Raw genomic sequence first — 13,257 nt, 5'->3', positions numbered from 1 at the left:
CGCATCGGGTTCGGCAGTGCTGGTTACAGCGCAGCCTCGATCTTGGTGGCGGCCTCAGGCGAAACCCACTTCTTCCAGATATCCGGGTTTTCTTCGAGGAAGTGCTTGGCACCTTCTTCGCCGCTTGCCTGGTTGTCGGTCATCCAGGCCATGAGCTTGGCAATGGTCTCGTTGCTCCAGGAGCGCTTGTTGAGATACTCCATGACCTCCGGTCCGGCCTTTTCCGAGAAGGGCTTGGCGACGAGCGTCACGATCGTATCGACCGGCCAGGCGCTGGGTTTGGGGTCGGTGCATTCGGCAACCGTGATGCAACGCTTCCACTCAGCCGCATCATAGGGGACGCCGGCTTCGAGCTGTACCATCTCGTATTTGCCGAGCAGAGCAGTCGGTGCCCAGTAGTAGCCGACCCAGCCTTCCTTGCGTTCGTAGGCCTTTGCGATCGAACCATCGAGACCTGCCGCAGATCCGGTGTCGACCAGCGTCCAGCCGGCCTTTTCCGCTTCAAACGCCTTGTAGAGCTGCGCGGTCACGACCGTGCCGCCCCAGCCTTGCGGGCCGTTGAAGATCGCGCCCTTGCTCGGGTCTTCAGGGTCCTTGATGAGGTCGGGATGCTTCAAGAGGTCGGGAATGCTCTTGATGTCGGGATGGGCGTCGGCGAAGTATTTCGGGATCCACCAGCCCTGGACGCCGCCGTCGGGAAGCGGCGAGCCGACCTTTACGATACGGCCCTCCTCGGTTCCCTTCTTGACCACGTCGGGAAGCAGGTCGATCCAGGCCTCGGGCGCGATATCGGGTTCGCCTTTCTCTGCCATCGATGTGATGGTCGGGACGGTGTCGCCGATGGTGATTTCGGCGCTGCAGCCATAACCTTCATTGAGAATGATCTTGTCGAGGTTGGAAATCACCTCGGCACTTTGCCAATTCATGCTGGCGATGGTGACGCTGCCACAGTCCGCAGCATTGGCGAGCGACGAACCGGCGACGGTTCCAAGGAACAGGCATGTCGATGCAAGCAAGCTTTTCATTATCGTTCCCTCTTTTGGCGGCTTCTTCTGTTGGAGCGGGATGCCGCGGAGCCCGCTCCTACGGCGCTAGGAGGCGTCTCCCATGCGAACCGATTTCCTGAATGCCACCGACAATCCGCGCGAAACGGCGGCGCCAAATCCGGCCGCGCGCATTTCCTCGATCGCTGCCGCGGTGGTGCCGCGATAGTCGAGGAAGGTCTGGACCGTTTCGGCGGGACATTCGTCCCGTTGTTCCAGTAACCTGCCCGCACCCACGATAAGGGTGTTGACGGCACGCTTGGCGATCTCGGGCGCCAGGCCATGCGAGATGGCGTCTGCCATCATCGCTTCGGCAAGAAGCGCCGGAAAGGCGGGACCCGAGCCGGTGAGGCCGGTCAGATAGTCGATCTCCGCCTCTGAACGCACTTCATCCTGAGAGCCGCAGGCGTCGAAGATCGCCCGTATGATCGACCGATCATCCTCCCGCACATCGGCCGCGGCGATCCATGGCGTAAAGGATTTGCGGACTTCGGTCGCCGCATTCGGCAAGGCACGGACCACGCGGCCCGTCCGGTGTCGCGCACCAAGAGCACTCAGGCGGATGCCTGCCATGACGGAGATGAGCAGCTTGCCTTCGGCATCGACGTTCAGGCTGGGCCAGTCGGCCGGGCGGACGGAGAGAACGATAACATCTGAGCGGTCGGCAAGGGCCTGGTTGTCGGATGTCCAGAACGAGCGGTCGAAACGGTTCGGCCGCTCACTGCGATAGGAGAGCGACAGATTTTGAGGCTCGGCAATGCCGGCATCGAGAATGGCTTCGGCGATTGCCCCGCCCAGCCAGCCGGCACCTCCAATTATGCCAACCCTCAAAGGTCCGCCCGCTTCCATGCTTCTCTCACTCTGGTTTGTAGCCGTGCCGGGCAAAGAAGCGGTCGAGCTCCCTTTGCTGCGGCGTTTGTCCGGTGTAGATCGCGATGTATTCCGGAATGCGCTTCATACGGAGCGCGAGGTCTTCCTTGGACTGCATCGAGATGTATCCGATCTGAACGAGATAGGTCGTTCGGGCGCGAACGTCCGCCGGTCCCGCCTCATAGCCGAACCGCATGAACATGCGGCCCAGCGCCTCCATTCTCGCCTGATCGGCCTGCTGCACTTCGGCCAGTATCTCGGGCGATTGCAGTGCCCAGCTGCGAACGGCGAACTCGAACTGGGAGTCGAACAGATCCTTGTTCACCCAGCAGTCGAAAACGTTCAGCATCGCCTCGGCCAGCGACTCCGCATAGGCTTCGGACTGCTTGATGAGATTGCCCGTATTCTTCTCCCTCCAGCGCGCGATAAGAGCGTTCAACAGTTCCTCGCGGTCCTTGAAGAACCAATAGAAGCTGGTCCGGGAAAGATTGAGCCGTTTGGCCAACGGCAGGATCTTCACCGAATCCACGCCCGACTCGAGCAGGGAGTCGTAAGCGGCTTCGAGCCACCCCTCCTGTGAACCGCGCCAACCAGTGTCACTCATCGACTGTTCCATGATTGCCTCCTAACAAATCCAAAGGGCTGGTTCAAGCAAAATGTACATATATGTCGAATTACCAAACTCTAGTGTTTTTGATTGTTGACACATATGTACATTTCCGCTTACCGTCGCGATCGAAGTCCCATAAACCGGAGCCCGTGGCATGTCGAACGATCCCCTGCTTCAGCCGTTTCAGTTGAAGCACTTGACCCTGCGTAACCGCATCATCGTCACGTCGCACGAGCCTGCCTATCCGGAAGACGGTATGCCGAAGGGACGCTATCGCGCCTATACGGTTGAACGGGCGAAGGGGGGCGTGGCGCTGACGATGACCGCCGGCTCTGCGGCAGTCTCGAAAGACAGCCCTCCAGTCTTCAACAACCTGCTCGCCTACAAGGACGAGATCGTGCCGTGGATCAGGCAGATGACCGACGCCGTGCATGAAGAGGGCGCGGCGATCATGATCCAGCTCACGCACCTTGGCAGGCGCACCCGCTGGGACAAGGGCGACTGGTTGCCGGTCGTTGCACCCTCTCACCATCGCGAAGCGTCTCATCGCGCATTTCCGAAGAAGATCGAAGACTGGGATATCGAACGCATCATCAAGGACTTCGCCGACGCCGCCGAACGCATGAAGGCCGGCGGCATGGATGGCGTGGAACTGGAAGCCTATGGCCATCTCATCGACCAGTTCACCTCGCCGCTCACCAACGAACTCGATGGCCCCTACGGTGGTTCACTCGACAATCGCCTGCGCTTCTGTCTCGACGTCTTCAAGGCCATGCGCGCAAGGGTGGGGGACGACTTCATTCTCGGTGTTCGCTACACGGCCGACGAATGTCTTCCCGGCGGGACGGGAGCGAGCGAAGGCATCGAGATCTCGAAGCGCCTCCGCGACAGCGGTCTCATCGACTACCTGAACGTCATTCGCGGCCATATCGATACGGATGCGGGGCTGACCGATGTGATCCCGATCCAGGGCATGGCGAACTCTCCGCACCTCGATTTCGCCGGAGAGATCCGCGCCGCAACCAACTTTCCGACGTTCCACGCGGCCAAGATCCCAGACGTCGCAACCGCGCGTCACGCAATCGCGTCGGGCAAGGTCGATATGGTTGGTATGACGCGTGCGCACATGACCGATCCGCATATCGTGCGAAAGATCATGGAAAAGCGCGAGGATGATATTCGCCCCTGCGTCGGCGCCAACTACTGTCTTGACCGCATCTATCAGGGTGGCATGGCCTTCTGCATCCACAATGCTGCGACCGGCCGCGAAGAAACGATGCCGCATCGGATCCCGAAGGCTGCCGTCCGCAAGAAGATCGTGATCGTTGGTGCCGGCCCGGCTGGCCTTGAAGCGGCCCGCGTCTCCGCGGAGCGAGGTCATGAGGTCGTCGTTTTCGAGGCCGCGAACAATCCGGGCGGACAGATCCGGCTTACGGCCCAGAGCGAGCGTCGCCGCGAAATGATCAGCATCATCGATTGGCGCATGAGCCAGTGCGAAAAGCTCGGCGTTACCTTCCATTTCAATAGCTGGGCCGAAGCTGACACCGTGCTGGCGGAAAAGCCGGATGTCATCATCATCGCGACGGGTGGGCTGCCACATACAGAGGTGCTGTCGAAGGGCAACGAGCTTGTCGTTTCCTCCTGGGACATCATCTCGGGTGATGTGAAGCCTGGAACCAACGTGCTCGTCTTCGATGACGCCGGCGACCATGCCGGGCTCCAGGCTGCGGAGTTCCTCGCCAAGGCGGGAGCAAAGGTCGAGATCATGACGCCGGATCGCTCGTTCGCGCCGGAAGTCATGGCGATGAACCTCGTTCCCTACATGCGCTCGCTGCAGAAACTCGACGTGACCTTCACCGTAACCTACAGGTTGGAGGCGGCCGAGAAGAGCGGCAATCAGATCATCGCCCACATCGGCAGTGACTATGGCGGTGTGGCCAAGCAACAGAGCTTCGATCAGATCGTCGTCAACCACGGCACCATTCCGCTCGACGACCTCTATTTCGAACTGAAACCTGGCTCGAGGAACCTCGGCGAAGTCTCCTATGACGCGCTCGTTTCTGGCGCGCCGCAATCCGTTGAACGCAATCTGGAAGGTGCCTACCAACTCTTCCGGATCGGCGACGCGGTCGCGGCCCGCAACACGCACGCGGCCATTTACGATGCGCTGCGTCTTGCCAAGGATCTGTGACGATGGCGCGGATCGACGCCCTGCAGGCTTTTCTGGACGCGGCTTTTGTGGCTTTCGACCAGTTCGCGCAGGACCTCAGAGCACGTCAGTCGATCATGAAGATCTTCGCCCAGCTCGAAGCACCGCAGCCGCTGCGTTCGGACATTGCAAAGCGCCTCCCTGTCTGCGGCCGCTATCTCGATGGCGTTCTCGTGACGAAGACCGGGCGGCCGTCGTTGGACGCGCTGATCGAACGCTTTGCGTCGCTTGAACCGATGCTCGAATGGAAGTGGCGCTCGGTCTACGACGCTACAGCCAGCGAGAATTTCCTGATGAGCCATGCCAATACGATGATTGTTGGGCCCGGCGGCTTGGAGGATAGAAGGGACCTTTGGCTTGGAGCGACGCTGATGGCGCCAAGCGTGCGCTATCCTGATCACGACCACGCCCCGGAGGAAACATACCTCGTCCTGTCGGAGGGGGAGTTTCAGCACGGCGATTCCGAATGGTTTTCGCCAGGGGTTGGCGGTTCTTTCTACAATCCGCCCGGCATTCGACACGCTATGCGTTCGGGTGAAAAGCCGTTGTTCGCCTTCTGGGCGTTGTTGCCGGATCGACCGAGACATTGACGAAAAGGCGTTCGGGCACGACCGGGCGCGGGAGGAAGGTTTGCGATGAAAATACTTGTGACGGTGAAGCGGGTGGTTGACTACAACGTCAAGATCCGCGTGAAGGCAGACGGTTCGGGCGTCGAGCTTGCGAACGTGAAGATGTCGATGAACCCGTTCGACGAAATCTCGGTCGAAGAGGCGCTGCGACTGAAGGAAGCCGGCAAGGCGAGTGAAGTCGTCGTCGTTTCCGTCGGTCCGGCCAAGGCCGAAGAGACGCTCAGGACCGCGCTCGCCATGGGCGCCGACCGCGCCATCCTCGTCGAGACCGAAGACCAGGTCGAGCCGCTCGCCGTCGCCAAGATCGTCAAGGGTGTCGCCGAGGCCGAACAGCCGGGCCTGATCATCGTCGGCAAGCAGGCAATCGACGACGATTCGAACCAGACCGGCCAGATGGTCTCCGCCCTGCTCGGCTGGGCGCAGGGGACCTTTGCCTCCAAGGTCGAGATCGGCGATGGGAAGGCGACCGTCACCCGCGAAGTCGACGGCGGTCTGCAGACGATCGACATCAAGCTGCCGGCGGTCATGACCACCGACCTGCGCCTGAACGAGCCGCGCTACGCCTCGCTGCCGAACATCATGAAGGCGAAGAAGAAGCCGCTCGACAAGAAGTCGCCGGCCGACTTCGGCGTCGACACTTCAGCCCGCCTCAAGGTGCTGAAGACCGAGGAGCCGTCGGGCCGCAAGGCCGGCATCAAGGTCAAGTCGGTCGCCGAGCTCGTCGAGAAGCTCAAGACCGAAGCCGGCGTCCTCTAAGTTCAGGAAAGGGAGTACAAAACGATGGCCATTCTTCTTCTGGCTGACCACGACAGCAACCACCTTTCCGACCAGACCGCCAAGGCGCTGACCGCCGCCGCGAAGATCGGCGGCGATGTGCATGTGCTGGTCGCCGGTGCCGGCGCCAAGACGGCGGCCGAACAGGCGTCCAAGCTTGCCGGCGTCTCGAAGGTGCTCGTCGCCGACGATGCTTCGCTTGCCAACAACCTCGCCGAGCCGCTGGCGGCGCTGATCGTCTCGCTTGCCGGCAGCTACGACACGATCGTCGCCGCCGCGACCTCGGTCGGCAAGAACGTCATGCCGCGCGTTGCCGCCCTGCTCGACGTTTCTCAGGTTTCGGAGATCATCGAGGTCGTCTCTTCCGACACTTATCTGCGGCCGATCTATGCCGGCAACGCCATCCAGACGGTGCAGACGACCGAGGCCAAGCGCGTCATCACCGTGCGCACCGCCGCCTTCGCCTCCGCTGCCGAAGGCGGTTCGGCTGCGATCGAAAGCGTTGCGGCGGCCGCCAACCCAGGTGTTTCCGCCTTCGTCGCCGACGCGCTGTCGTCCTCCGATCGTCCGGAACTGACCTCCGCGAAGATCATCATCTCCGGCGGCCGCGCCCTCGGCTCCTCGGAGAAGTTCCAGGAAGTCATCCTGCCGGTCGCCGACAAGCTCGGTGCCGCCGTCGGTGCTTCGCGCGCCGCGGTCGATGCCGGTTACGCCCCGAACGACTGGCAGGTCGGCCAGACCGGCAAGGTGGTCGCGCCCGATCTCTACATCGCCTGCGGCATCTCCGGTGCGATCCAGCATCTCGCCGGCATGAAGGACTCCAAGGTCATCGTTGCGATCAACAAGGACGAGGAGGCGCCGATCTTCCAGGTCGCCGACTACGGCCTCGTCGCCGATCTCTTCGACGCCCTGCCGGAATTGCAGAAAGCTTTCTGAAGCGTTCCAAGCCATCCGATTTGACAGCCGGCTGGTCGAAATGCGGCCGGCCTCTCAGTTGATTAAGCCAACAATGTAAAGGGATCCGACGATGGATGTACGCGCCGCCGTTGCCGTTCAGGCCGGCAAGCCGCTCGAGGTCATGACGGTTCAGCTCGACGGCCCGCGGGCCGGCGAGGTGCTGATCGAGGTCAAGGCCACCGGCATCTGCCACACCGACGACTTCACCCTGTCCGGCGCCGATCCGGAAGGCCTGTTTCCGGCGATCCTCGGCCATGAGGGTGCCGGCATCGTCGTCGACGTCGGCCCGGGCGTCACGAGCGTGAAGAAGGGCGATCACGTCATCCCGCTCTACACGCCCGAATGCCGTGAATGCTATTCCTGCCTGAGCCAGAAGACCAACCTCTGCACCGCGATCCGCGCGACGCAGGGCCAGGGCCTGATGCCGGACGGCACCTCGCGCTTCTCGATCGGCAAGGACAAGATCCACCACTATATGGGCTGCTCGACCTTCGCCAACTACACGGTGCTGCCGGAGATCGCGGTCGCCAAGGTCAACCCGGAGGCGCCGTTCGACAAGATCTGCTACATCGGCTGCGGCGTCACCACCGGCATTGGTGCGGTCATCAACACCGCCAAGGTGGAGATCGGCGCGACCGCGATCGTCTTCGGTCTCGGCGGCATTGGCCTCAACGTATTGCAGGGCCTCAGGCTCGCCGGCGCCGACATGATCATCGGCGTCGACATCAATCCGGACCGCAAGCAATGGGGCGAGAAGTTTGGCATGACCCACTTCGTCAACGCCAAGGAGGTTGGCGCCGACATCGTGCCCTATCTCGTCAACATGACGAAACGCAATGGCGACCTGATCGGTGGCGCCGACTACACCTTCGACTGCACCGGCAACACCAAGGTGATGCGCCAGGCGCTGGAATCGGCCCACCGCGGCTGGGGCAAGTCGGTGGTGATCGGCGTCGCCGGCGCCGGCCAGGAGATCTCCACCCGGCCGTTCCAGCTCGTCACCGGTCGTCAGTGGATGGGCACCGCCTTCGGTGGCGCGCGCGGCCGCACCGACGTGCCGAAGATTGTCGACTGGTACATGCAGGGCAAGATCCAGATCGACCCGATGATCACCCATACCATGGCGCTCGAAGACATCAACAACGGCTTCGACCTGATGCATTCCGGCGAAAGCATCCGCGGCGTGGTGCTCTACTGAACCGGGAGCAACCCCGGCTGCAGACGGAAAATGCCTGTCTCGCGCCGCCGCGCCGGCGGCCGGCGATACCAGTGAACCGCCGGGCATTCAGCGCCGGCCAAAAGGAGGAGAAGCCCATGCCCAGCCTTCCGGCGGCGATGTGCGCGCCCGGGTCCGCGAACTGGGCATCGAGTCTTATGACTGCCTCAACCACAGCCTGACGGATGTTGTCGCCACGTGGATGGCGAAGAAGAGCGGCGCGATCAAGACGGCCTGAGATCGTCCGGCCCGACTTGACGGTCGGGCCGGGATCATTTTCCGGGACTAGCGATCGATGACGAGATCGCTCAGCGGCTTCGAACAGCAGGGCAGAAAGAGACCAGCATCGATCTCTCGCTGCCGGATGCCGCCATTGTGGTTCATCTCGACCGAGCCGGAGACGAGCTTCGACTTGCAGGTGCCGCAGACGCCGTTCGAGCAGGACGAGGGGAGCTTCACCCCTGCCTTCTTTGCGCAAGAGAGCACGGTCTGCTCCTCTGCGACCTCGATCTTGCGGGCCTGTTTGGAGAACTCCACCTGGAACATTCGGGTGGCCGGTTGCTCGACGGCAGGGGTATCGACGTCATCGGTCACGGCCGCGTCAAAGCTCTCCTCGATGTAGTTTGACGGGGGAACGCCCAGTTCGGCAGAGATCGTGCGCGCTGCCGCCATGAACGGCGCCGGGCCGCAACACATGACGACGCGTTCGGCGATGTCGGGAACTGCAAGCTTCAGATAGGCTACCGATATGCGCCCTGTCAGTCCGGGCCAGTTGGCTTCACCGGAAACGACTTCCGGAAGAAACTGAAGCCGGAGCCCCTTCACCCGATTGGCCAGGTTGGCAAGTTCGTCGCGGAAGATGAGGTCCTTCGGGGTTCGCGCCGCGTGCATGAAGACGACGTCGGCCGGTTCGCATGTATCGGCGATCTCGCGGACCATCGCCATAACCGGGGTGATCCCCGAACCTCCGGAAAGAAACAGATATTTCCTCGCGTTCGGCCGAATGAAGTGGCCGAGGGGACCGTTTGCCTTGACCTTGGCGTTGGCGGTCAGGTTGTCGTGAAGCCAGTTTGAGATCTTGCCGCCGGCTACGCGTTTGACCGTGACCGAAAACGCATTGCTGCGCTTCGGGGAGGACGAGATGCTATAACACCGGCTTTCCGGCTCGCCCTCGACATCAAGGTCGAACAGGAAGTATTGACCGGCTTCGAACGCGAAGCGCTTGCCCTTTGGGCACGCAAAGGTGAATGTCTTCACATCGTGCGTTTCCTGGTGGACATCGACGCAGACCAGGTCCTCGTCCGAATTGCGGTTCCACAAATCGCCAAGGTCAGGACGCTCAGCCGGAGAAAAGGTGCTCTTAGTATCCATGGGCGCGCATCCGGTCGATGTACCACGACGCAAACTTGTCGAGGTTGGTTTCGGAGAAAGGTGAATAGGGGCCCGGCACGTAAGCCGGATCCTCGACGCCGGCGTGCGAGCGGGCGACGAGCTCGGCGTCCTGATCGGTCGTGGCAAGCCAGACGTTGGTCAGCTTCTCGAGGTCGTAGTCGACGCCTTCGACGGCATCCTTGTGCACGAGCCACTTCGTCCGCACGAGCGTTCTATTCGCGGAAAGCGGTATGACGATCGCAACGATGGCGTGATCGCCCATGAAGTGGTTCCAGCTGTTGTGGCCCCAAAGATGCATGTCGCCGAGGTCCTTGCGCGACATCGTGCCGAGCAGCTTTGCCGATGCGGCGGTCGCATCGGGCGTCTGGGATTCGCCGGCACCCGAAATGATCAGGCGCTGTGTGCGAAAATTTGTGCTGCAGTCCACCAACTGCTCGACCGCCGCGGACGGGTAGCCGTCGGCCTCCCACAGCTTGGTTCGTTCCTCATAAAGCGAAAAATGCTCCTCGGCCTGGGCTCGATCTTCCGGGCTCAAGGCGTCCGGGTCGAAGCCGAAATCGAGATCGACGAAGGAGACGCAGAGCTCGGGGTGGTTGGCGGAGCAATGGTAGCATTCACGGTTGTTCTCGATCGTGAGTTTCCAGTTGCCCTGTTCGATGACATCGGATTCGTAGGCGACCTTGGCGTTGCGGATGTCGTAGGGCGCAAGGCGTTCGGCCATGACGTCGACAAGGCGGTCGATGTCTTCGGGGGGATTGTCGGAAAGGCAGGCGTAGATGAGGCCACCGACCGACTTGAACGTCACGGGTTTGAGGCTGCGGCATTCCTTGTCGAAGCCCTTGCCCATGTGGGGGGCATAGCTCAACTCGCCGGTCAGCTCATAGGTCCAGGTATGGTAGGGACAGACGAGCTTCGAAACGATCGTCTTGCCGGCATCGAGCAGGCGCGCGCCGCGGTGGCGGCAGACATTGTGCATAACGCGGATCTCGCCGTCATCGTCGCGAAGGAGGATGAGACTCGTCTTGCCGATATCGACGACCGTAGCGTCACCCGGCTCAGGCACATCGCATTCAAGGCCGATGCAGATCCAGTGCTGGCGGAAAAAGACCTCGAGATCCGCCTCGAAGACATCCTCCCGCGTATAAAGACCGGCGGGAAGGGAATGTCCCTCGGCTCTTGCATCAAGGAGCGACGATATGGGAGAAGCAAATGTCTGCAGCATAATTCCACCTTATGTTCCGATCGAAAGGTCGACGGGTTCCAAGGGCAGGATCGCTCAGCTATTCTAGTCACTCAACGGCATAAATATGCGCGTGTGACATTACCAAATGTAATGGGATCAAGATGGCGAACCTGAGGAAGAAACTTCCGCCACTCACCGCCTTGACGGCCTTCGAAGCGGCGGCCCGCCTGTCCAGCTTCACGCGCGCTGCGACGGAACTCGGTGTGACCCAGGCTGCCGTAAGCCGGCAGATCCATTTGCTTGAAGAGGATTTCGGCTTCCCCCTGTTTCGGCGGCTCCACCGCAAGATCGAACTGACCGAGAAGGGCAGGCTGCTTTCCGCGGCGGCGGGCGACGCATTCAACCTCATTGCCGACACCGTCGCCGATCTTCGGTCGGAGGGCGCCGATGACGAACTGGCGATTTCGGCGACTATCTCCTTTTCGCATTTCTGGCTGCTGCCAAGGATCGCCGCATTTTCTCGCGCCCATCCCGAAATCAAACTTCGCATCATTACGCAGGATGCCCGGACGAGTATCGAAGCAAGCGATGTGGACCTGGCGATCCGCTATGGGACCGGTACATGGCCGGACGGTCAGGCGGAGCTTTTGTTCGAGGACGAAGTTTTCCCGATTTGCAGCGCCGACTATCTGGTAACGGCCGGCCCAATCTGCACAGTGGATGATCTCGTGGGTCATCCGCTCATCTCGAGCGACACGGATGACCCGACATGGACAGGCTGGGATGAGTGGCTCGCGGCTTTTTTCGTGAAGGCGCCGAAAAAGGCCCGCGGCCTGCGATGCAGCTTCTACACGGAGGCCATCTATGCCGCGTTGAACGGCCAAGGCATCGCGCTCGGTTGGAATCGCCTCGTCGGTGACCTTATAAAGCAAACGCGCCTTGTCCGTGTTACGGAAGCGTCTATTCGCACCAGGGCGGCCTACTTCGTGGTTGTACCGACGAGGAGGCCACGAAAGGAAAGCGGGCGGCTGTTCATCGAGTGGCTGCGTCAGGTCTCCGCTCTGGCCGACTGAGAATTCAAAGCCTCCCCGTAGCTCGCCGCGCCCCTGAAGGCCGTCGCACAAAGGTGCGCAAGCGATTTTGCGCGACATGCGAAATATCAAAAACCTGAAGCACAAGGAGCGACTCCGAAGGGCCGCGACGCACTTTTGCCGCGTCGAGGAGAAGGCGGTCGGGGAGCAAAGGGTTTCCGTACCCCGGGCTCATAGCCGGGACCCGCAACGACCGCGGACTCTTAAATGTCGCGACACATCAATTCCCACCTCATATCACATATTCGCAAGGGTAGTTATTGACATGTTATACCAGTTGAGAAATATATCTCCGGGCGCCGATTGAATGGCGCAGCGAAATTGCGCCTGACTGACGTGGTCTGCGGCATTTTAGGGAGGTCTCGATGACATCGATCGCGCTGTTTGGTGCCGGTGGTAAAATGGGCTATCGGCTCGCCAAGAACCTTAAAGGTTCGCGCTTCGATGTCCGGCATGTCGAAGTAAGTGGGGCCGGAAAAGCACGGCTCGCGAATGAACTCGGTATCGCGTGCGTTTCGGCTGAGGCGGGTCTCGAGGGGGCTGATGTCGTCATTCTTGCCGTTCCCGATACGGCCATCGGCAAGGTCGCGTCTGCGGTCGTCGACAAGCTGGAGCCGGGCACAATGGTCGTCGCGCTCGATGCTGCGGCACCCTTTGCAGGCCACCTGCCTGATCGCGCCGACCTGACCTACTTCGTCACGCATCCCTGTCACCCGCCAATCTTCAACGACGAGACGGATCCGGCTGCCAAGCGCGACTTCTTCGGCGGCATCGCTGCAAAGCAGCATATCGTGTCAGCGTTGATGCAGGGGCCGGAAAGCGCCTATGCCCTTGGAGAAGAGATCGCCAAGGTCATTTGGGCGCCGGTCATGCGGTCGCATCGTGTGACGGTCGAACAGATGGCGCTCCTGGAACCGGGCCTTTCCGAAACGGTCTGCGCTTCATTGCTCGTCGTCATGCGTGAAGCCATGGACGAATGTGTCCGCCGCGGTGTTCCGAAGGAGGCGGCCCGCGACTTTCTGCTTGGGCACATGAACGTGCTTGGCGCGGTCATCTTCGAGGAAACGCCGGGTGTCTTTTCCGACGCCTGCAACAAGGCAATCGAATTCGGCAAGCCGGTGCTCATGAAAGACGACTGGAGGCGCGTCTTCGAGCCGGAGGAAATAGCCGCGAGCATCCACCGCATCACCTGACGAGCGGCGAGGTCGCTTGCCGTTCGAGGGCGCAAGATCGCCCGAAACACGCAATCGCACGGGAGGGCCACTTTCAATGGAGGAGTGGTC

The 13,257-nt window shown here is 61.3% G+C and carries 12 protein-coding genes; 7 read left to right on the top strand and 5 right to left on the bottom strand.

The window, feature by feature from the left end; genetic code table 11:
* Positions 1-23: 23 nt before the first annotated feature.
* The 3 genes from QM996_RS26380 to QM996_RS26370 all read right to left on the bottom strand — a co-directional run bounded on the left by QM996_RS26380 (position 24) and on the right by QM996_RS26370 (position 2,529).
* A complete protein-coding gene (locus QM996_RS26380) occupies positions 24-1,025 on the bottom strand; it encodes an ABC transporter substrate-binding protein (RefSeq protein ID WP_104663742.1) in 1,002 nt (333 codons plus the stop codon).
* A gap of 66 nt (positions 1,026-1,091) precedes the next feature.
* Positions 1,092-1,892, bottom strand: coding sequence for a pyrroline-5-carboxylate reductase family protein (locus QM996_RS26375; protein ID WP_334196859.1), 801 nt, complete (start codon positions 1,890-1,892; stop codon positions 1,092-1,094).
* 7 nt (positions 1,893-1,899) lie between these two features.
* Positions 1,900-2,529, bottom strand: coding sequence for a TetR/AcrR family transcriptional regulator (locus QM996_RS26370; protein ID WP_334196858.1), 630 nt, complete (start codon positions 2,527-2,529; stop codon positions 1,900-1,902).
* Positions 2,530-2,677: 148 nt separating this feature from the next.
* Here QM996_RS26370 and QM996_RS26365 point away from each other — a divergent pair, with 148 nt between their 5' ends.
* From QM996_RS26365 to QM996_RS26345, 5 genes are all read left to right on the top strand, one after another.
* Positions 2,678-4,714 (top strand): oxidoreductase, encoded by a 2,037-nt coding sequence (locus QM996_RS26365; protein ID WP_334196857.1) that lies wholly within the window; start codon positions 2,678-2,680, stop codon positions 4,712-4,714.
* Positions 4,715-4,716: 2 nt separating this feature from the next.
* Positions 4,717-5,322, top strand: a complete 606-nt coding sequence (locus QM996_RS26360) for a dimethylsulfonioproprionate lyase family protein (RefSeq protein ID WP_334196856.1) — start codon at positions 4,717-4,719, stop codon at positions 5,320-5,322.
* A 45-nt stretch (positions 5,323-5,367) separates the two neighbouring features.
* Positions 5,368-6,117, top strand: coding sequence for an electron transfer flavoprotein subunit beta/FixA family protein (locus QM996_RS26355; RefSeq protein ID WP_334196855.1), 750 nt, complete (start codon positions 5,368-5,370; stop codon positions 6,115-6,117).
* A 24-nt stretch (positions 6,118-6,141) separates the two neighbouring features.
* Entirely contained in the window at positions 6,142-7,071 is a 930-nt protein-coding gene (locus QM996_RS26350; protein WP_334196854.1) for an electron transfer flavoprotein subunit alpha/FixB family protein, read from the top strand.
* 91 nt (positions 7,072-7,162) lie between these two features.
* Positions 7,163-8,290: an S-(hydroxymethyl)glutathione dehydrogenase/class III alcohol dehydrogenase gene (locus tag QM996_RS26345; RefSeq protein WP_334196853.1), complete on the top strand. Its 1,128-nt coding sequence runs from the start codon at positions 7,163-7,165 to the stop codon at positions 8,288-8,290.
* Positions 8,291-8,593: 303 nt separating this feature from the next.
* Here QM996_RS26345 and QM996_RS26340 read toward each other — a convergent pair whose 3' ends face one another.
* Positions 8,594-9,679 (bottom strand): FAD-binding oxidoreductase, encoded by a 1,086-nt coding sequence (locus QM996_RS26340; protein WP_334196852.1) that lies wholly within the window; start codon positions 9,677-9,679, stop codon positions 8,594-8,596.
* Positions 9,669-10,922 (bottom strand): aromatic ring-hydroxylating oxygenase subunit alpha, encoded by a 1,254-nt coding sequence (locus tag QM996_RS26335; protein WP_334196851.1) that lies wholly within the window; start codon positions 10,920-10,922, stop codon positions 9,669-9,671. The genes QM996_RS26340 and QM996_RS26335 overlap by 11 nt, the downstream gene beginning before the upstream one ends.
* Positions 10,923-11,044: 122 nt before the next feature.
* Between QM996_RS26335 and QM996_RS26330 the strand changes: the two genes are divergently transcribed.
* Together QM996_RS26330 and QM996_RS26325 are read left to right on the top strand one after the other, a co-directional pair.
* Positions 11,045-11,956 carry a LysR substrate-binding domain-containing protein gene (locus QM996_RS26330; protein ID WP_334196850.1) on the top strand — a complete coding sequence of 304 codons (912 nt, stop codon included), beginning with the start codon at positions 11,045-11,047 and terminating at the stop codon, positions 11,954-11,956.
* A gap of 383 nt (positions 11,957-12,339) precedes the next feature.
* Complete coding sequence (locus QM996_RS26325) at positions 12,340-13,167, top strand: phosphogluconate dehydrogenase C-terminal domain-containing protein (RefSeq protein WP_334196849.1); 828 nt, start codon at positions 12,340-12,342, stop codon at positions 13,165-13,167.
* Positions 13,168-13,257 lie beyond the last annotated feature (90 nt).

Origin of the sequence: Sinorhizobium chiapasense (assembly GCF_045277575.1) — a bacterium.
In the GTDB taxonomy this organism is placed as follows: domain Bacteria; phylum Pseudomonadota; class Alphaproteobacteria; order Rhizobiales; family Rhizobiaceae; genus Ensifer; species Ensifer chiapasense_A.
This window is presented reverse-complemented; position numbering and strand designations above follow the sequence as displayed.